15 protein-coding genes and 1 tRNA gene are annotated in these 19,069 nt (G+C 61.4%); 3 read left to right on the top strand and 13 right to left on the bottom strand.

The window, feature by feature from the left end; translation table 11 throughout:
* The first annotated feature begins 192 nt into the window (after positions 1–192).
* Entirely contained in the window at positions 193–522 is a 330-nt protein-coding gene (gene hspQ / locus RZS28_RS10125) for a heat shock protein HspQ (RefSeq protein ID WP_407337647.1), read from the top strand.
* A 21-nt stretch (positions 523–543) separates the two neighbouring features.
* Here the strand turns inward: hspQ and RZS28_RS10120 are convergent, their stop codons facing one another.
* The 8 genes from RZS28_RS10120 to dnaK form a co-directional block, all read right to left on the bottom strand.
* Positions 544–1,305, bottom strand: a complete 762-nt coding sequence (locus RZS28_RS10120) for a potassium channel family protein (protein ID WP_407337646.1) — start codon at positions 1,303–1,305, stop codon at positions 544–546.
* A gap of 62 nt (positions 1,306–1,367) precedes the next feature.
* Positions 1,368–4,139: a DNA gyrase subunit A gene (gyrA, locus tag RZS28_RS10115; protein ID WP_407337645.1), complete on the bottom strand. Its 2,772-nt coding sequence runs from the start codon at positions 4,137–4,139 to the stop codon at positions 1,368–1,370.
* 283 nt (positions 4,140–4,422) lie between these two features.
* Complete coding sequence (ssb, locus tag RZS28_RS10110; protein ID WP_407337644.1) at positions 4,423–4,932, bottom strand: single-stranded DNA-binding protein; 510 nt, start codon at positions 4,930–4,932, stop codon at positions 4,423–4,425.
* A gap of 236 nt (positions 4,933–5,168) precedes the next feature.
* On the bottom strand, positions 5,169–5,981 hold the full coding sequence (gene dapB, locus RZS28_RS10105) for a 4-hydroxy-tetrahydrodipicolinate reductase (RefSeq protein ID WP_407337643.1): 813 nt from the start codon (positions 5,979–5,981) through the stop codon (positions 5,169–5,171).
* A gap of 212 nt (positions 5,982–6,193) precedes the next feature.
* Complete coding sequence (gene pyrF, locus RZS28_RS10100) at positions 6,194–6,937, bottom strand: orotidine-5'-phosphate decarboxylase (RefSeq protein ID WP_407337642.1); 744 nt, start codon at positions 6,935–6,937, stop codon at positions 6,194–6,196.
* On the bottom strand, positions 6,934–7,803 hold the full coding sequence (locus RZS28_RS10095) for a class I SAM-dependent methyltransferase (protein ID WP_407337641.1): 870 nt from the start codon (positions 7,801–7,803) through the stop codon (positions 6,934–6,936). The genes pyrF and RZS28_RS10095 overlap by 4 nt, the downstream gene beginning before the upstream one ends.
* A 241-nt stretch (positions 7,804–8,044) precedes the next feature.
* On the bottom strand, positions 8,045–9,175 hold the full coding sequence (gene dnaJ / locus RZS28_RS10090) for a molecular chaperone DnaJ (protein WP_407337640.1): 1,131 nt from the start codon (positions 9,173–9,175) through the stop codon (positions 8,045–8,047).
* A gap of 423 nt (positions 9,176–9,598) precedes the next feature.
* The gene (dnaK, locus tag RZS28_RS10085; RefSeq protein WP_407337639.1) at positions 9,599–11,506 is read right to left on the bottom strand and encodes a molecular chaperone DnaK; all 1,908 of its coding nucleotides are present in this window, start codon (positions 11,504–11,506) and stop codon (positions 9,599–9,601) included.
* A gap of 405 nt (positions 11,507–11,911) precedes the next feature.
* Between dnaK and RZS28_RS10080 the strand changes: the two genes are divergently transcribed.
* Positions 11,912–12,709: a hypothetical protein gene (locus tag RZS28_RS10080; protein WP_407337638.1), complete on the top strand. Its 798-nt coding sequence runs from the start codon at positions 11,912–11,914 to the stop codon at positions 12,707–12,709.
* A 56-nt stretch (positions 12,710–12,765) separates the two neighbouring features.
* On the opposite strand, the gene RZS28_RS10075 is transcribed toward RZS28_RS10080, so the two are convergent.
* The 4 genes from RZS28_RS10075 to fabA (RZS28_RS10060) form a co-directional block, all read right to left on the bottom strand.
* Positions 12,766–12,855: transfer RNA gene (locus RZS28_RS10075), tRNA-Ser, on the bottom strand.
* A gap of 129 nt (positions 12,856–12,984) precedes the next feature.
* Positions 12,985–13,851: an enoyl-ACP reductase FabI gene (gene fabI, locus RZS28_RS10070; RefSeq protein ID WP_407337637.1), complete on the bottom strand. Its 867-nt coding sequence runs from the start codon at positions 13,849–13,851 to the stop codon at positions 12,985–12,987.
* Positions 13,838–15,061 (bottom strand): beta-ketoacyl-ACP synthase I, encoded by a 1,224-nt coding sequence (gene fabB, locus RZS28_RS10065; RefSeq protein ID WP_407337636.1) that lies wholly within the window; start codon positions 15,059–15,061, stop codon positions 13,838–13,840. Before fabB ends, fabI begins: the two co-directional genes overlap by 14 nt.
* 202 nt (positions 15,062–15,263) lie before the next feature.
* Positions 15,264–15,776, bottom strand: coding sequence for a bifunctional 3-hydroxydecanoyl-ACP dehydratase/trans-2-decenoyl-ACP isomerase (gene fabA, locus RZS28_RS10060; protein WP_407337634.1), 513 nt, complete (start codon positions 15,774–15,776; stop codon positions 15,264–15,266).
* A 448-nt stretch (positions 15,777–16,224) separates the two neighbouring features.
* Between fabA (RZS28_RS10060) and RZS28_RS10055 the strand changes: the two genes are divergently transcribed.
* On the top strand, positions 16,225–18,228 hold the full coding sequence (locus RZS28_RS10055) for an acyltransferase family protein (protein ID WP_407337635.1): 2,004 nt from the start codon (positions 16,225–16,227) through the stop codon (positions 18,226–18,228).
* A gap of 36 nt (positions 18,229–18,264) precedes the next feature.
* Here RZS28_RS10055 and fabA (RZS28_RS10050) read toward each other — a convergent pair whose 3' ends face one another.
* The gene (gene fabA, locus RZS28_RS10050) at positions 18,265–18,777 is read right to left on the bottom strand and encodes a bifunctional 3-hydroxydecanoyl-ACP dehydratase/trans-2-decenoyl-ACP isomerase (protein ID WP_407337634.1); all 513 of its coding nucleotides are present in this window, start codon (positions 18,775–18,777) and stop codon (positions 18,265–18,267) included.
* Between the last annotated feature and the right edge of the window lie 292 nt (positions 18,778–19,069).

Raw genomic sequence — 19,069 nt, 5'->3', positions numbered from 1 at the left:
CGGGATCGTCGTTGCGGCGCCCCACGACGCCGCGTCCCCGAAGCAAGGCTCCGCCTTAATCCCTGCGGTCAAGTTGACATTGCAATCGGCTGCGGTTAACGAGGCACGCTCTGAAAGGTCCGCCACGCCGCACTCGCCTCTTGGGCGTCGTTCCTTCTCGGCGGCGCAGCTCATGGCGGCCAACGACGCATCATGAAAGCCCTTATCGCGAAGTTCGGCATAGGTCAGGTGGTCAGGCACCGGAAATATCCGTTCCGGGGGATCATCTTCGACGTCGATCCGGTCTTCTCGAACACGGATGAATGGTGGCGGTCCATTCCAGAGGAGGTGCGGCCGCACAAGGACCAACCTTTCTATCATCTTTTCGCCGAGAATGCCGAAACCGAATATGTCGCTTATGTCTCGGAGCAAAATCTCCTCCCCGACACATCCGGCGACCCGGTTCGCCATCCGCAAGTCGACAAGATGTTCATACGGGCCGAAGACGGGGCCTATCAGATCAAGTCGGCGCGTCTGAACTGACATTCAAGCGATTTGCGCAATCTACTTGCGGCGGCCTTCGAGCTCGAGCGTGACGAGGCGCGCGAGCAAGGTCGCAGGATAGAGCTGCCCGATGATTCCCTCAAGATTGGAGAAAGCCCGCGCCATCGGATGCACCGGCACAATATCGCCATAGCCGGTCGAGGTCAGCGTCACGAAGCTGAAATAGATCAGATTGCTGGCAAGCGCCGGACTGTCGGCTATGGATAGGCCGGAAAATGAATTCGGCGCCAGCAAGCCGACAAAGGTGAAGAGCGCCACGAAAGTCAGGCCGATCGTCAGATAAAGCAAGACGGCGCCATTGATGCGATGATAGGTGACGCGGCCAGGCGCAAAGACCGCGCGGGCGATCACAAATATGAGCAAAGCGCCTATGGTGAGGCATGCGCCAGCGGCGAGATATATGTCGAGCGTCGAATCGAGCTTCAGACGAAAGATGATGGCGGCGACGGCGAGGCCGACCGCCAGCATGATCACCAGCATCGCCATCAGCGTCTTCGATTGAACGAGGACGCAGCTCGCGAGCACAAGCACGATGGCAAGATCGTAACCTTGCGCCGAGACGACGCCGGACGCATGAAGCGGCACGACCACGAAGATCAGAAACGCGAGCAGGACCGTCAGCACGGTGAGAATCGGATCATGAATCTGATCCCGCACGACGCGGAGGCGCGTTTTCACTTTGCCGTTGATGACCTGAATCCGCTGGACTCGGCCCAGCCGCGGATGCGGCGCCAACACGTTATCCTGTTCAATTTGCTCCAATCGACGCTCCCCGGAATTTTTTCGCTTCGATCAGCCATCCGCGGCAGCGCATATCGCCGCGTTCATGCGCCGCCCTCGTCGGCTGCGCCCTCGCCGGGAGCCTCCTCATCATCGTTTCGGGCGGCGTCCTCCTCGGTGATGCGTTCGACGGCGACGACCTGCTCCTCCGCGGCCGTGTCGAAGACGATGACGCCTTGGGTTCCGCGGCCGGCGACCCGAATGCCGTCGACCGGACAGCGGATCAATTGCCCGCCGTTCGTCACAAGCATGATTCCATCGCCGTCCTCGACCGGCATGGAGGCGACGAGCTTGCCGTTTCTTTGATTGACCGCCATCGCGACAATGCCTTTGCCGCCGCGCCCGGTGATCCGATATTCATAGGAGGACGTTCTTTTGCCGTATCCGTTCGACGACACGGTCAGAATGATCTGCTCAGCGGCCGACATTTCGGCGTAGCGCTCCGGGCTGAGATTCGAGGCGAAGGAGCTTTCTTCATTGCTTGTCTCTTCGCTCGCCGCCTCGCCGCCAGCCTCCGGCGAAGCTTCTCCGGCTACGGCCCGGCGCATCTTGAGATAGGCGACGCGCTCGCCGCTATCGGCCTCAATGTGACGCAAGATCGCAAGCGAAATCACGCGATCGCCCTCGCCGAGCGCTATGCCGCGCACGCCCATCGAATCGCGCCCCTTGAAGACGCGCACATCGTCGACCGGGAACCTGATGCATTGTCCGTTCATCGTCGTCAGAAGGACATCGGCGTCCTCGCCGCAAATCTGGACATCGACGATTTCCTCGCCCTCATCGAGCCGCATCGCGATCTTGCCGGCGCGATTCACCTGAGCAAAATCCGAGAGCTTGTTGCGGCGCACGGTGCCGCGCGTCGTCGCGAACACAACGTCCTGCGTCGCCCACACCTCCTCGTCTTCCGGCAAGGGCATGATCGTGGTGATGCGCTCGCTCTCTTCGAGCGGCAGGATGTTGACCAGCGCTTTTCCGCGCGCTTGCGGCGCCGACAATGGCAAACGCCAGACTTTCTCCTTGTAGACCTGGCCGCGCGAAGAGAAGAATAGGACCGGCGTATGCGTCGAGGCCACAAAGAGTCGCGCGACAAAGTCCTCGTCGCGCGTCTGCATCGCCGCGCGGCCCTTGCCGCCGCGCCTTTGCGCGCGATAGGTCGCGAGTGGAACCCGCTTCACATAGCCAAGATGCGACACCGTGACGACCATGTCCTCGCGCTGGATCAGATCCTCGTCGTCGACATCGGCGGCGCTGTCGAGGATGAGCGTGCGGCGCGGCGTGGCGTAGGCCGTCTTCACCGCGATCATCTCGTCCTTGACGATGGAGAAGAGACGCGCGCGCGAGCGCAGAATGTCGAGATAGTCCGCGATCTCGGCGGCGAGCTTATTCAAGGCCTCGGCGATTTCCTCGCGGCCGAGGGCGGTGAGTCGCTGCAGCCGCAATTCAAGAATCGCCCGCGCCTGGGCCTCGGACAGGCGGCAGGCCCCGTCCTCGCTGAGAACATGGCGCGGATCGGCGATCAATGTGATCAGGGGCGCCATGTCATGCGCCGGCCAGGAGCGCGCCATCAAAGCCGCGCGGGCTTCCGCCGCGTCTTGCGAGGTTCGAATGAGGCGAATGACTTCGTCGATATTGGCGACGGCGATCGCGAGGCCCACCTGCAGATGGGCGGCGTCGCGCGCCTTGGTCAAAAGATGCTTGGTGCGCCTTGTGACGACTTCTTCGCGGAAGTCGATGAAGGCCGTAAGAAAATCCTTCAGCGTCAAGACTTCCGGCCTGCCGCCGTTCAAGGCGATCATGTTGCAGGCAAAGCTCGATTGCAGCGCCGTGAAGCGCCACAGCTGATTCAAAACGACGTCGGCAACTGCGTCCCGCTTCAGCTCGATGACAATGCGCATGCCGTCGCGATCGGATTCGTCGCGAAGGTCGGAGATGCCTTCGATGCGTTTTTCGCGGACAAGCTCGGCGATCTTCTCAATCAAGGTCGCTTTGTTGACCTGATAGGGAATCTCGGTGACGATGAGCGCTTCGCGCTCCTTGCGAATTTCCTCGACCTCGATCTTCGCCCGCGTCAGGACCGAGCCGCGTCCCGAAACATAGGCCGCGTGAATGCCGGCCCGGCCGAGGATGCTGCCGCCGGTCGGAAAGTCGGGGCCTGGCACGATCGCCATCAGATCTTCGAGGCTTATGTCCGGCTGATCGATCAAGGCGACGACGGCGTCGATCACCTCGCCAAGATTATGCGGCGGGATATTGGTCGCCATGCCGACCGCGATGCCGCCGGCGCCGTTGACGAGAAGGTTTGGAAAGCGCGCCGGCAGCACGACCGGCTCGTGCTCCTTCCCATCGTAATTCGGCTGAAAATCGACGGTGTCGGAATCGATGTCCTCGAGCAGCGCCAGCGCCGGGCGGGCGAGCCGCGACTCGGTATAGCGCATGGCGGCGGGCGGATCGCCATCGACCGAACCGAAATTGCCTTGCCCGTCGATCAGGGGCAGACGCATCGAGAAGGACTGCGCCATGCGGACGAGCGCGTCGTAAATCGCGGCGTCGCCATGCGGATGATATTTGCCCATCACGTCGCCGACGATGCGCGCGCATTTCACGTAAGGTCGATCCGGCGTGTAATTGTTCTCGTGCATGGAGAACAAAATCCGGCGATGCACCGGCTTCAGCCCGTCGCGCACGTCTGGAAGCGCGCGACTCACGATGACGCTCATCGCATAGGCGAGATAGCTCTGGCGCATCTCGTCGGAAATGGAGACCGGCCGGACGTCCGAGCCCGGAGCCTGCGGACCGCTGTCGGCGTTATCGGGCAAGGCGTTCAAATCCAAAGTAAAAGCGCATCAACTCACTCTAGTGGGGTCCGCCAAAAAACGCCAGATCCGCTTCGGCCGATGAACTCATCGTAAGACCGCTTAAAACGTCGCGCCCGAGCGCGATGATTTCAGGTCGAAATGATTAGCGCCTCAGTCGATTATTTTATGGCGCGGGAGGCCAGATGCTTCCGTCAAGCCTTGTGGGTTACGCGGAAGAGCAAGATTTCGTCAGCTGAAACAGGTCAGGCGTCAGCCCGGCGCCGCTCAGAATCTCTGGACGCCGTCAAAACGGAATATCGTCGTCGATCATATCGGCGACGCGGCCCCCGCCGCCGCCCGCCGCAGCCGGACGTCGCTCCATCGGCGAGGCGCGGCCGAAGCCCGAGCTATTTGAAGCCTCGACGCCGCCGGCGCGGTCGGCGTCGAAGGATTCGCCGCGGCCGCGGCTATCCAAAAGGGTCAACTCGCCGCGAAACCGTTGAAGAACCACTTCGGTCGTCTTGCGTTGATTGCCGTCTCGATCGGTATATTCGCGCGTCTGCAACTGGCCTTCCAGATAAACTTTCGAGCCTTTCTTGCAATATTGCTCGGCGATCTTTCCCAAATTCTCATTGAAGATCACAATATTATGCCACTCGGTCCGATCCTTGCGCTCGCCCGACGCCTTGTCGCGCCAGGACTCGGTGGTGGCCAGGCTAAAGCTTACGACCGGATCGCCGGCGCCGGTTCGGCGCGTTTCAGGATCGCGGCCGAGATTGCCGACGAGAATGACCTTGTTGACGCTCCCCGACATGAACTCTCTCCCTTTCCACATTAGGACGATCAAGACGACGATAGGACCCGGATCAACGACAATGCCTCGCATATCCCGGTCTGCTTGGCATGGCCTCCAGCGGCTGCGTCCTGGCGTTGTCCACGAAAATCGAGCCAGAGACCGGGCCCAAATTCGAACCTAGGCTCGCGCGCGAGTATAGTTCTATGTTTGTTCTAGCATCCGGCATCGGCCGGGGCAAGTTCGACGGCGCGGCCCTAATCGGCGAGCCCCAGCACATCGACCATCGAATAGAGGCCAGGCTTGCGGCTTTTTCCCCAGAGCGCCGCTTGCACGGCGCCGCGCGCGAAAATGCTGCGATCCTCCGCAGCATGTGAAAGTTCGATACGCTCCCCGGGCCCGGCGAAAATCACCTTGTGATCGCCAACCACGGTCCCGCCTCTTAGGGAGGCGAATCCAATATCGCCGGCCCTGCGCGGGCCGGTGCGCCCGTCGCGCGCCCGCGCCGCATGCTGGTCAAGAGAAACGCCGCGCCCTTTCGCCGCAGCCTCGCCAAGAAGAAGCGCGGTGCCCGACGGCGCGTCAGCCTTCATGCGATGGTGCATCTCCACAATCTCGATGTCATATTCGGAGCCAAGGGTGCCGGCGACCTTTTCGACCAGGGCGGCGAGAAGATTGACCCCGAGGCTCATATTGCCGGAGCGCACGACGACCGCATGGCGCGCGGCCGCCTCGAACCCCACAAGCTGGGCGGCGGTGAAGCCGGTTGTGCCGATCACATGAACGATGCGCGCCTGCGCCGCCAGGACCGAAAGCTCGACGCTGACTTCGGGCGAGGTGAAATCAAGGATGCCGTCAGCGCCGGCGATCGCGCTCAGGGCGTCGCCCGTGATTTCAACTCCCGTCTGGCCGCAGCCGGCGAGGAGCCCCGCATCCTGACCGATCGCGATCGAATCCGCCTGCTCGATCGCGCCCGCGAGCGTCGCTCCGGGCGTTTCATGAATGACCTGGATGAGGACGCGGCCCATGCGTCCAGCTGCGCCGGCGACGACGAGACGCATTTCGCTCATGATTGATCTCCGAGAGCCGCGCTGTTTGACTTAACTTCTATAGTCTGCAGCGATCGGGAGGAAAAGCGCGCCTCCCCCACAAAGCTTGCCCAAGGCCGCGCACGTCATTCCCATGTCACGGGTGCCTTCTATTGTTGAATTCGATCAGGGGTCGCGGAAAACGCAGCCCAGGATCGCGCGCCGGGCCGGAGGTACGCCCGGCGCTTCGCGTTTCAGGACCCTTTGGCGCTAGCGGCGGATGCGATTTCCGCAATGATGGCCTCGGCTGCGGCGCGAGGATCGTCCGCCTCGATGATCGGGCGCCCCACGACGAGATGATCGGCCCCCGCAGCGCGCGCGGCGGCGGGCGTCATGGCTCTTTTCTGGTCGCCGGCCTTTGCGCCCGCGGGCCTGATGCCGGGGGTCACAAGGATCATATCGGGGCCGAGTTGGGCGCGCATGGCGCCGACTTCCTCCGCCGACAAGATAAGCCCATGAAGTCCAACATCGCGCGCCTGCGCCGCGCGGCGCGCGACAAGATCCTTGACGCCATAGGCGTAGCCGGCCTCGGCGAGATCCTTGTCGTCGTAAGACGTCATCACGGTTACGCCGAGAAGGCGCAGCGGCGAGCCGGCGACCCCTGCTTTCGCCGCCGCCATTGTCTGCGGATAGGCGTGAACCGTCAGAAAATCCGCGCCGAAACGCGCCGCATTTGCGCAGGCCCTGGCTACCGTATTCGGAATGTCATGCAGCTTGAGATCAAGGAAGACCTGCTTGCCGTCCTTGATCAAGTCTTGGGCGAAGGGCAGCCCGCCGCCATAGGCGAGCTCCATGCCGATCTTATAGAAGGAGACGCTATCGCCGAGGCGCCCGACCATCGCCTCGGCTTCGCGCGCCGTTGCGAAGTCCAGCGCCACGATGAGCCTTTCGCGCGCCGGGACCGCGCTTTGGCGGGCGGGGGCGGCGGCTTCGCTCATCGCGGCCGGCGCAGCTTATCGCCGTCGGGAAACTGACGCAGAATCCTTAAGGCCGGCTCGAGCCGCGCCCCTGTACGCCTCAATTGCCGCGCCCTGGCCTTCAGCCGAAACTTGGCCTTCGCGCCGTCGATCTCCTTTTTCAGATGGATCTGCATCTGCCCCGCGCCAAATGTGACCCTGTCGAAAAAATGCTGCGCCGGGTTCGCGCCTGCCTGCCGCGCCGGCTTGGCTTCACCCCCGCGCCGATAAATCCACACGCGCGCCGGCGGCAGATTCAGCCAAACCGGCGGCGAGCCTTCGACCCGAAACGCCGGCCCGGCGGCTCTTTGGGGGATGGGCGAAACAGGTCCGTAGGTGAATTGGATAAAACGCCCCTCCGGCGCCAGGAGCCCGAAAGCATCTGCAAGAAGCGCGAGCCTGTGCTTCTCCGGCTTCATCAGCAGGGGTAGGCTCGACACAATGGCGGCGGCGGGTTCGCGAAGATGGCCTCCCAGCGTTTCCGTCAAATGATAGGCGTCGCCCTTGATGATATGCACGCCGGGAAAGCGCTGCCCGAGCAGTCGGCAGAAGCCCGGATCGAATTCGACAAGAAACAGCCGCTCCGGTGCGATCCCCCGCCGCAAAAGCGCCTCCGTGATCGCTCCCGTCCCCGGCCCGAGCTCAATGATCGGCCCGGACTCGAGCGGGTCGACATAGCGAGCCATCATGCGCGCCAGAAAACGCCCGGACGGGGAGACGGCGCCGGCAATCATCGGATTGTCGAGCCAGGATCTGAAAAATCGCGCCTCGTCGGCGATGCGCTCCTCGATCGGGATGTTGGGCATTGGCGGGCGGCGCTGATCCGAACGCGAGGATTGGCTGAGCAAGAGAACGGTCCTCGCTTCTGGCGAAAGGGCGGGAAATTTCAACCGGCGGAAAATCGCCGACAATCGGCCCAGCGTCAAGAAAAGTTAATATTCGGGCGGCGCTCTTGCCTCGGCTCCCGGCTGTGCGATCGCTCTTTACAGACCGCTCCCCTTAATCGAACCGAAATGGAGGTCACAGCATCAAGCGGCCTTGGGTCTCGAGAACTTCGTCCAAACATCTAGCCATCGCCGCGGCTTGGGTTCACTGGCTGCTCAGATTCTCGAAAAAATCCTTCATCTTGGCGAAGAAGCCCGCCGATTCCGGATGCGTCTTATGTGAGGATAAAGACTCGAACTCGGCGAGCAGTTCGCGTTGGCGCTTGGTCAGGTTTTGCGGCGTCTCCACCGTCACCTGAATATAGAGATCGCCGATGTCGCGCGAACGCAGCACCGGCATGCCCTTGTGCTTCAGCTTGAACTGCTTGCCGGACTGGGCTCCCTCGGGAATTTTGACCTTGGCTGTGCCGCCGTCGATCGTATGCACGCTGACTTCGCCGCCGAGCGTCGCCTGCACCATGGAGATCGGGACTCGGCAAAACAGGTCGGCCCCATCGCGCTGGAAGAACGGATGCGGTTTCGTCGACACAAAAATATAGAGGTCTCCAGAGGGCCCGCCTCTCGTGCCGGCCTCGCCTTCGCCGGCGAGACGGATGCGGGTTCCATCCTCGACGCCCGGAGGAATATTGACTGAGAGGCTGCGGTCGCGGGTGACGCGGCCGGATCCGCCGCAGGGCTGGCAAGGGTCATCGATGATTTCGCCGCGTCCTTGGCAGGTCGGACAAGTCCGCTCGATCGCGAAAAAGCCCTGTTGCGCCCGCACGCGCCCATGGCCGCCGCAGGTGGAACACATCCGCGGCTTCGCGCCCGCCTTGGCGCCCGAGCCGGCGCAGGCTTCGCAGGCGATCGAGGTCGGGAGGGTCAGCGACGCGGTCTTGCCGACGAACGCCTCTTCGAGCGTGATTTCCATATTGTAGCGCAGGTCCGAGCCGCGCCCTGCGCCATTGCGTCCGCCGCCGCGTCGGCCGCCCATGACGTCGCCGAAGAGATCGTCGAAAATATCCGCCATCGACGCGGCGAAACCATCGCCTCCGGCGCCAAAGCCGCCATGTTCGAAAGCCGCGTGACCATAGCGATCGTAAGCCGCCCGCTTTTGCGCGTCGGACAAGGTCTGGTAGGCCTCGTTGAGCTCCTTGAACTTATGTTCGGCGTCGGCGTTGCCTGGATGGCGGTCCGGATGGCAATCCATCGCCGCCTTGCGGAAAGCCGATTTCATCTCGGTCTCCGTGCAGGTCTTGGAGACGCCGAGAATTTCGTAAAAGTCGCGTCTGCTCATTGTCCGTCGCGTTCCAATCTTCCCGCCCCCGGCGCCTGCCGCCGCCGCGCTGCGCGCCGCCTGTAGCGGCGCCATCATCTCAAGCAAGTTTCATGCGCCCGCAAACATGTCGCCACATGCGGAGGACGCACTCATAACCCCTAGCAAATATCGCCGATCCTGGCCATTTTGGCCACGATTCCGCTCGTCTCCCGCCGCACCATAACCGCCGCGCTGGACGAGGTCGAGATCCGGCCACATGAGAAAGGCCGCGCGTCGACGAACGCCTGCTAAGCCCGAGAAGAGGAGCCGATTTTTTCCAGCGCGTTGATCTTATAGATGAGCTTCGCAGTCAGGGTCGTCCGGCGCCTGCTTCGGACGCGTTCGCGATCCTGAGGCCTTTCGGGGGACAGCGCGCCTGCCGTCCCCCAATCAGCCTTTATCTCAGGCCGACTTTTTCTTGTCGTCCGGGCCGACCTCCTTGAAGTCCGCGTCGATGACGTCGTCCTTCGTCTCGGCATGGGGCGCGCCCTCGCCGCCCGCTTCGCCCTGAGCCTTGTAAAGGGCCTCGCCGAGCTTCATGGAGGCCTGCGCGAGATCGTTCGTCTTGGCCTTGATCGCCTCGACGTCTTCGCCCTCGAGAGCATGTTTCAACGCGGCGACGGCCGCCTCGATCGCGCTCTTGTCCGACTCGGCGACCTTGCCGGCATATTCGACGAGCGACTTCTCGGCGGTGTGGATCAGCGCCTCGCCGTGATTCTTGGCGTCGACCAGTTCGCGGCGTTTCTTGTCGTCGGCCGCATGCGATTCGGCCTCCTTCACCATCTTGTCGATCTCGTTCTCGCTCAATCCGCCCGAAGCCTGGATCCGGATCTGCTGCTCCTTGTTGGTCGCCTTGTCTTTCGCGGTCACATTGACGATGCCATTGGCGTCGATGTCGAAGGTGACTTCGATCTGCGGCACGCCGCGCGGCGCGCCCGGAATGCCGACAAGGTCGAATTGGCCGAGCAGCTTGTTGTCCGCCGCCATCTCGCGTTCGCCCTGGAAGACCCGAATGGTGACCGCCGTCTGATTGTCTTCCGCCGTCGAGAACACTTGGCTCTTCTTGGTCGGAATGGTCGTGTTGCGGTCAATCAGGCGCGTGAACACGCCGCCGAGCGTCTCGATGCCGAGCGACAGAGGCGTAACGTCGAGCAGGAGCACGTCCTTGACGTCGCCCTGGAGCACGCCGGCCTGAACCGCCGCGCCGATCGCGACGACCTCATCGGGATTGACGCCCTTATGCGGCTCCTTGCCGAAGAAGTTCTTCACGATCTCCTGGACTTTGGGCATGCGGGTCATGCCGCCGACAAGCACGACTTCGTTGATCTCGCCCGCCGTCAGCCCGGCGTCCTTCAGAGCCTTGCGGCAGGGTTCGACCGTCTTTTGGATCAGATCGTCGACAAGCGCCTCGAATTTCGCCCGCGTGAGCTTCAAGGCGAGATGTTTCGGTCCCGTCGCGTCGGCGGTGATATAGGGCAGGTTGATCTCGGTTTGCGTCGCCGAGGACAATTCGATCTTGGCCTTTTCCGCGGCTTCCTTGAGCCTTTGCAGGGCGAGCTTGTCCCGCTTCAGGTCGATGCCGTTTTCCTTCTTGAATTCGTCCGCGAGATATTCGACGAGGCGCGTGTCGAAATCCTCGCCGCCGAGGAACGTGTCGCCATTGGTCGACTTCACCTCGAAGACGCCGTCGCCGATTTCGAGGATCGAAATGTCGAAAGTGCCGCCGCCGAGATCGTAGACGGCGATGATGCCCGAGCCCTTCTTGTCGAGCCCATAGGCGAGCGCCGCCGCGGTCGGCTCATTGATGATGCGCAAAACTTCGAGCCCGGCGATCTTGCCCGAGTCTTTGGTGGCCTGCCGCTGCGCGTCGTTGAAATAGGCCGGGACGGTGATCACCGCCTGGCTCACCGGCTGCCCGAGATAGGCCTCCGCGGTCTCCTTCATCTTCTGCAGAATGAAGGCGGAAATCTGCGAGGGGGAATATTGCTTGCCGTCGGCTTCGACCCAGGCGTCGCCATTGGCCGCCCGGATGATCTTATAGGGCACAAGGCCCATGTCCTTCTTGGTCATCGGGTCGTCATAGGTCCGCCCGATGAGCCGCTTGATCGCGAAAAAAGTTCTTTCCGGATTGGTGACGCCCTGGCGCTTGGCCGGCTGGCCGACGAGACGCTCCCCGTCATCCGTGAAGGCGACGATCGAAGGCGTCGTCCGCGCTCCCTCGGCGTTCTCGATGACCTTCGGCGTCGTGCCCTCCATGACCGCCACGCAGGAATTGGTGGTGCCGAGGTCGATTCCGATTACTTTACCCATGATCAATCTTCCTTTCGATCCGCAAGACCACCGGACCCCGAAGCGATCCGGCAAATGGGCGGACGGAATTCCGCCCGGTCCCCGACTGTGTTCAAATTGGTGTCGCCGCGCGCAAACGCAAGATGGCCGCCGTACAAGATGGCCCGTATATAAGAGGAGGATCAAGTGGCGCAAGACGAAGCCGCGGCGGGTCCCGCGCCGCGGCGCGGCCAAGCCCTGGCGCGGCGGCGTGAACCGTGCGACTTTCTCGGCCCCAGCCTGACGTTCGCCTGTCCGGCTCGGCGCAATCCAGCGTGTTTGATCATGTTACGAGCGGGCATCCCGTTGAGATATTTCCCCCTGGCCGCCCGAGTCGCCGTTGTTTTGGCCGCCATTTTGGCAGCATCGCCCGGTCGCGCCCAGCTGATGTTGCCGGGCGCCCTCCAAGCGGCGCCTCCGACTGGATCGGAAGCGCCAAAATCGGACCATCCCGCCGCTGCCGGTCCAGCCAAGCTAAAACCCTTAGGCCTGAAGCCGCCCGGCGATGGGACGATCGTCGGCCGCGATCTTTTACGCGACGGCTCGACCGGGCTCATCGCATTTCAACACGGAGCGGGCAAAGGCATCGAGATCACCCGCTTATTGCTCGCGGGAGAAGCGATCTCGCGGCCGAGCGAGGACTGCCGCGTCGAGGTCGTCGCCGCGGCTCCGATCGAGACGAAATTCGTCGGCCAGCCCAATGGCCTTGCGCGCTACGACGTCGAGGTCGAAGCCTGCCCGTTTTCGCTCGAGGTCCTGGATGGAGCCGTGGTGGTCACCCGGCCACAGGGCGCCTGCGAATTCGCCGCGGCGGACTGCCGGGCGGATCCGGCCGGGTTCTGGGGTCCGGCCGCAGATTCGATCGACGCGGGGCAGATCAAGCAGATGGAGCGCGCGCGCGGCCTGGCGGAAGCCAATATGCGCGCCAATTTTCGGGCCTTGCTGGCGAGCGCTGGAAAGGACAAGGCCGCGATCAAGAAGATCGCCGGCGAGCAGGCCGGCTTCTCGTCCCAGCGCGAAATGATTTGCCGCAATTATCTGCGCGAGGACGTGCACGGATTTTGCGCCCTGCGAATCACGCAGGCGCGCGCGCTCGCGCTCCAGGCCGAGTTCGAGGCGAAGGCCAAAACCCGCGAGGACGAAAAGTCCATAAAAGCCGAGATCAAAAAGAAGCCGAAGCTTTAGCCCCCGGGCGGAGCTGCTTCGGCGGCCAATCCGGTAAGCGCGCAGAATCGGCTAGATGGCGGAGAGGGGGGGATTCGAACCCCCGATAGGCTTGCGCCTATGCCGCATTTCGAGTGCGGTGCTTTCAACCACTCAGCCACCTCTCCGTGGGCCGCGACGCATGGCAGAAGGCCGCGGATGGTCCGCGGCGCAGATAGCATGCGGCCTGCCCCCTTACAAGCGCCGAGCATTCGCGCGCGGCGTCGGAGTGTGCGGCTTCGCCGAAGGCCCGGCCGCTATTCCGCCGCTGCTTCGCCGCCGGAAGCCGGTCCGCCTTCGGCCTTTTGGCTTTCGGGATGCGGCATCAGGATGATGTTATAGCCCGAATCGACGTAATGGATCTCGCCGGTGACGCCGGCGGAAAGATCGGACAGAAGATAAAGCGCCGAACCGCCGACGTCGGCGATGGTGACGGTGCGCCGCAGCGGCGCATGCGCTTTCTGGAAATTGAACATGAAGCGCGCGTCGGTGATTCCGGCGCCGGCGAGCGTCCGGACAGGGCCGGCGGAAATCGCGTTCACGCGAATGCCCTGAGGGCCAAAATCGGCGGCGAGATAGCGCACGCTCGCCTCCAGCGCCGCCTTGGCGACGCCCATCACATTATAATTGGGCATGACCCGGTTCGCGCCGCCGAAGGTCAAGGTCACCATGGCGCCGCCTTGCGGCATGAGCGCCGCCGCGCGCTTCGCCATTTCAGTGAAGGAAAAAGCGGAGATGGTCATCGTGCGCAAAAAATTCTCGCGCGTCGTATCGGCGTAGCGCCCTTTCAATTCGGCCTTGTCTGAATAGGCGATGCAATGGACCGCGAAGTCGAGGCGCCCCCAGGCCTTTTCGAGCGCGGCGAAAGTTGCGTCGAGGGAAGCGAGATCCTCGACGTCGCAAGGCAGCACCAGAGTCGAGCCGACCTTCGCCGCAAGCGGCTTGACCCGCTTGCCGAGCGCCTCGCCCTGATAGGTGAAGGCGAGCTCGGCGCCCTGATCCGCAAGCGCCTTGGCGATGCCCCAGGCGATCGAATGATCATTCGCGACGCCCATGACGAGGCCGCGCTTGCCCTGCATCAGCAACGGATGGCCCCGCCCTTCCGGCTGCTCATGCGTCGACATGTTTCAAGACGATGCTGGCGTTGGTGCCGCCGAAGCCGAAGGAATTCGACAATACGGCGCGCAATTGCACATTGTCGCGGCGCTTGCGGACAATGTCCATGTCCGCGAAGGCGGGATCGAGCTCTTCGATATTGGCGCTTTCGCAGATGAAGCCGCTTTGCATCATCAAGAGCGAGTAGATGGCTTCCTGAACCCCGGTCGCGCCGAGCGAATGGCCGGTCAAGGATTTGGTCCCGGCGATTGGCGGAGATTTGTCGCCCGATCCGAACACGGTCCGGATCGCTTCGATCTCTTTCAGGTCGCCTATTTCCGTCGAGGTCGCATGCGGGTTGATGTAATCGATCGGCGTCTTGACGGTCTCGAGCGCCATGCGCATGCAGCGCACCGCGCCTTCGCCCGAGGGCGCCACCATATCGTGGCCATCCGAGGTCAGTCCGTAGCCCGCGATCTCGGCGTAGATCTTGGCGCCTCGGGCCTTGGCGCGCTCCAACTCCTCGAGGACAAGGACGCCGGCGCCGCCGGCAATCACGAAACCATCCCGGTTCTTGTCATAGGCGCGGGAGGCCGTCTCGGGACGGTCGTTGAAGGAGGAGGACATCGCCCCCATTGCGTCGAACAGGACCGACATGGTCCAGTCGAGCTCCTCGCAACCGCCGGCGAACATCACGTCCTGCTTGCCGTATTGAATCATCTCATAGGCGTTGCCGATGCAATGATTGGAGGTCGCGCAGGCCGACGAGATTGAGTAATTGACGCCTTTGATCTTGAACCAGGTGGCGAGCGTCGCCGAAGCGGTCGAGGACATGGCTTTCGGGACCGCGAAAGGCCCGATCTTTTTCGGTCCCTTGGTGCGCGCGATGTCCGCCGACTCGACGACGACCCGCGTCGAAGGCCCGCCCGAGCCCATGATGATGCCGGTCCGCTCATGCGAGATCTCGTCGGGCGTCAGGCCAGAGTCTGAAATCGCCTGATCCATTGCGACATGGTTCCAGGCGGTGCCGCTGGCGTGAAAGCGCATGGCGCGGCGATCGATCATGCTTGCGGGATCGAGCGTCGGCGCGCCATGGATCTGGCTGCGAAAGCCGAGCTCCGCATATTTATCGGCCTTGACGATGCCAGACTTCGCCTCCCGCAGCGAGGCCAGCACCTCCTGGGTGTTGTTCCCGATCGAGGAAACGATGCCCATTCCGGTGACGACGACCCGTCTCATGCGTATCTCCCGCTCGCATCGCAGCGCCCCGGCAAAGGCCCACGACGGTCCATCCCTTGGGACCTCTTGAATTCCGGTCTCTCGGCCGGCTTCGAGACATCCCGCCAGGCTTTTGAAACCAATTGGCTTTCCTTGATTGGAGATGGGAAGCCCAATCAAGGAAAGCCAGCTCGGGCCAAAAACGGCAGGCAAAAAGCTTCGATCAGGCGGCGGCCTGGAACAAGCCGACCTTCAAGTCCTTGGCCTCATAGATGCGCGTTCCATCCGCTTCGAGCCAGCCGTCGGCTATGCCCAGCACGAGCTTGGTCTTGAACACGCGCTTCAAATCGACGCCATAAATGATCCGCCGCACCGTTGGCAAGACCTGATCGGTGAACTTCACCTCGCCGACCCCAAGCGCCCGGCCCCGCCCAGGCAGCCCAAGCCAGCCAAGATAAAAGCCAAGAAGCTGCCAGAGCGCGTCAAGCCCAAGGCAACCGGGCATCACCGGATCGCCCTTGAAATGGCAGCCAAAAAACCAAAGATCCGGCTTAATCGCGAACTCCGCCAGGATCACCCCCTTGCCATTCGCCCCGCCGCGCTCCGAAATATCGGCGATCCGGTCAAACATCAGCAAAGGCGGCAAAGGCAATTGCGCATTGCCGGGGCCAAACAGATCCCCCCGCCCGCAGGCGATCAAATCCTCATAGTCAAAACTGGCGCGCCGCTCATTCATCTTCGTTCAACTCTCGCGTCTCCCCCAGCAAGCCCAAAACCGGCTTCGCGCGCGCCTTCTATCATACCACTCTAAAAGCCGGAAGTCGGCCAGAGGGCCTGAGGCCTGCCTCCGGCGACAGACCCTCGCCTCAGCGCGGCGCGCCCTTTTTGCTTGGCTTGATTGTGGCGCTTGCGCCGCCGCTGTCCTGTTCGTTATGCTCGCGTCAGAGTTCGCCGCCGCGCATGATGCGTCGGCGCGCGTCACTAATGCGTGTCTTTTGAAAAAGTTGATCGCCTTTTTCAAAGTTCGACATAGGCCGGGCAAACTTATCTGGCGCAGATCCCGCAATCGTATGCGTCCTGCGATCAAAGGATCGCTCGCGACGGGATGGCGTAAATGGAATTGCTGTCTAGTAATCGACGGCGCTGTGAAATTGATAGAGAAAAACAATCGAAACGTGGCGGGAATGAATAAATTCAGGTATGATATAAATGCTCTAAGGGCTCTGGCGGTCACTGCCGTCGTCCTTTTTCATTACAAGGTCAACTTCATACCTGGTGGTTACGTCGGCGTTGACATTTTTTTTGTAATTTCCGGCTACCTGATGACCAATATCATTGTCGGGAGATTACAAAAGGGCGCCTTTAGCATTCTAAATTTCTATTATGATCGCACGAAGCGCATCGTTCCCGGCCTTATCGCCCTTTGTTTTTGTCTTCTCCTTGCTGGATTCATCTTTCTTGATCCAGTGACTTATCGCTATTTGGCCTATACGAGCGTCTCGGCCCTGCTGTTTTTCTCGAATTTCCGATTCGCGGAGGCGATCGGCTATTTCGATCCGCAAACCGACACCAAATGGCTGTTGCATACTTGGAGTCTGTCCGTCGAATGGCAGTTCTATTTGATCTATCCGATTATACTCATAGCATTATACAAATTCGCCGCGACTCGGCGCCATTTGACGCCGACGCTTTGGGCGATGGCTATCGTTTCACTGCTCTTGTGCATCTGGTCTTCCAAAGCAGATCCAGCGTCCGCCTTCTACCTTCTTCCGCAAAGAGCGTGGGAATTGCTGGCGGGCGGGATTGTCGCCTTGCAGTTCAAGACATGCGAGCGGAAATACTCATCTATTCTGATCACAAGCGGTTTTCTTCTTATAGGCGCATCGATACTATTCTTCAATAAGAATATACCTTGGCCATCTTACTATGCCTTGGCGCCTGTGCTCGGAACCTGCTTCGTTATTGCAGCCAATCGATCAGACTCCGCCGCATTTGGGAATCAATTCATTCAGACCATAGGAAAATGGTCTTATTCGATTTATCTTTGGCATTGGCCGATTGCGGTCGCGGTCATCTACGCCGGCGTCACAGTGAAGGGACCGCTTCTCATTATTGGCGAGCTTCTCATTCTTGCGGCGATCATTTCGACCGGCGGCCTCATCTTATTCCTGATGAAAAGAGCTTCGGACCGAAGGCTCATCGCATCGATATTGGCTTGGCCCCAATTCGTTCCGATCGCAGGCGCGCTTGCTTTGACCGTCGGTCTGGCGCTCGCCGTCACGACCAATAAAGGCTTCCCGGACCGTCGAGCACAAAGCTCCAAACAGCTCGAAACCTATCGCATGGTGACGACGGACTGGGATTATCCGCTGAATTGCGACGGCATGGATTCGGAGGGCAATTTGCGGCCATGCCAGATCGGCCAGGCCAAGAAAAGCAGCGTGCTGGTGATCGGGGATTCCTTCGCCATGCAGGTCTTCAATCGTTTTGTCGACGCTGCAAAGGTCGGCAGCAACGCCTCGCTCACCTTCCTGGCGTCTTCCGGATGCCCGCCCGTCAGCGGCATTCAATTCACCAGCGACAGATTTCACTGCAACGGCTTCTTCGACAAAGCCTTGCATTTTGCCGAAACAGGCGATTTCAAGCGCATTGTGCTCATATCGACATGGTATGGATATTTCTCTCCCGGAAACACCGCGTTTTGCTTCCTCGAAGGTGACGCCTGCACCATGAAGGAGGAGCCGGCGTGGTATTTTGAGCATGTCGACGCGACGCTCGCCAAGTTGCGCGCCCATCTCCTCGAATTCAGGAAACGCGGGATCGAGATCGTCATCGTGTCGGCGACGCCCTATGGCGATTGGGACGTGCCCTCGGAGCTTCTGAAGCGGCAGTTCCTGGGGATCGACACCCAAGACATTGAATATATCGACCGAGACAAATTCGAAAAGAACATTGCTCCTTTAAAGGAAAGGCTGATCTCTCTCGCCACGTCGGTCGGCGGGAAATTCGTCGACCCGCTCGACTTCCTTTGCAAGGAGCGCCGCTGCGCCACGATCGACGAAAATGCGATCCCCTATTATCGGGACAACGGCCATTTTCGCGCCGGGGCGGTGCGCGCCGCGCGTTTTCGATTCTTGGACGATGCGCTCGGCGCGAATGAGCAATATAGCGCTCTGCCGGCGCCTTGAGGCCAGCGGCGGCTCAAATGAGGCAGAAAAACCGGGTCAGGCGGCGGCCTGGAACAAGCCGACCTTCAAGTCCTTGGCCTCATAGATGCGCGTTCCATCCGCTTCGAGCCAGCCGTCGGCTATGCCCAGCACGAGCTTGGTCTTGAACACGCGCTTCAAATCGACGCCATAAATGATCCGCCGCACCGTTGGCAAGACCTGATCGGTGAACTTCACCTCGCCGACCCCAAGCGCCCGGCCCCGCCCAGGCAGCCCAAGCCAGCCAAGATAAAAGCCAAGAAGCTGCCAGAGCGCGTCAAGCCCAAGGCAACCGGGCATCACCGGATCGCCCTTGAAATGGCAGCCAAAAAACCAAAGATCCGGCTTGATCGCGAACTCCGCCAGGATCACCCCCTTGCCATTCGCCCCGCCGCGCTCCGAAATATCGGCGATCCGGTCAAACATCAGCAAAGGCGGCAAAGGCAATTGCGCATTGCCCGGGCCAAACAGATCCCCCCGCCCGCAAGCGATCAAATCCTCATAGTCAAAACTGGCGCGCCGCTCATTCATCTTCGTTCAACTCTCGCGTCTCCGCCAGCAAGCCCTCAACCGGCTTCGCGCGCGCCTTCTATCATACCACTCTAAAAGCCGGAAGCGCGACAATGCGAATTATGTAGTTCGAATGACAGAAACGGCATTCTTAAGCTGTTTTCGCCCAGTTCGCGCTGCGAAGCCAGCCGACGCGGGTTCAGCGCCGAGACGCTTTGCGCTTTTCCTGGTTTCGCACCATATAAAGCGCGCGGGCGGCAAACGCCCCCTTAACGGCAGGACTTTGCGCCATGGCATTTCGCCACAAGACCTT

The organism is Methylocapsa polymorpha (assembly GCF_045689225.1).
In the GTDB taxonomy this organism is placed as follows: domain Bacteria; phylum Pseudomonadota; class Alphaproteobacteria; order Rhizobiales; family Beijerinckiaceae; genus Methylocapsa; species Methylocapsa polymorpha.
The sequence above is the reverse complement of the archived record's forward strand: the minus strand, read 5'-3'. Positions and strand labels throughout refer to the sequence as shown.

Coding starts and splice junctions, on each gene's coding strand:
- fabA (WP_407337634.1), bottom strand. CDS start 18,777: ATGAATGAGCGGCGCGCCAGTTTTGACTATGAGGATTTGATCGCTTGC.
- RZS28_RS10055 (WP_407337635.1), top strand. CDS start 16,225: ATGAATAAATTCAGGTATGATATAAATGCTCTAAGGGCTCTGGCGGTC.
- fabB (WP_407337636.1), bottom strand. CDS start 15,061: ATGAGACGGGTCGTCGTCACCGGAATGGGCATCGTTTCCTCGATCGGG.
- dnaK (WP_407337639.1), bottom strand. CDS start 11,506: ATGGGTAAAGTAATCGGAATCGACCTCGGCACCACCAATTCCTGCGTG.
- dnaJ (WP_407337640.1), bottom strand. CDS start 9,175: ATGAGCAGACGCGACTTTTACGAAATTCTCGGCGTCTCCAAGACCTGC.
- pyrF (WP_407337642.1), bottom strand. CDS start 6,937: ATGAGCGAAGCCGCCGCCCCCGCCCGCCAAAGCGCGGTCCCGGCGCGC.
- fabI (WP_407337637.1), bottom strand. CDS start 13,851: ATGTCGACGCATGAGCAGCCGGAAGGGCGGGGCCATCCGTTGCTGATG.
- dapB (WP_407337643.1), bottom strand. CDS start 5,981: ATGAGCGAAATGCGTCTCGTCGTCGCCGGCGCAGCTGGACGCATGGGC.
- fabA (WP_407337634.1), bottom strand. CDS start 15,776: ATGAATGAGCGGCGCGCCAGTTTTGACTATGAGGATTTGATCGCCTGC.
- RZS28_RS10080 (WP_407337638.1), top strand. CDS start 11,912: ATGTTGCCGGGCGCCCTCCAAGCGGCGCCTCCGACTGGATCGGAAGCG.
- hspQ (WP_407337647.1), top strand. CDS start 193: ATGAAAGCCCTTATCGCGAAGTTCGGCATAGGTCAGGTGGTCAGGCAC.
- ssb (WP_407337644.1), bottom strand. CDS start 4,932: ATGTCGGGGAGCGTCAACAAGGTCATTCTCGTCGGCAATCTCGGCCGC.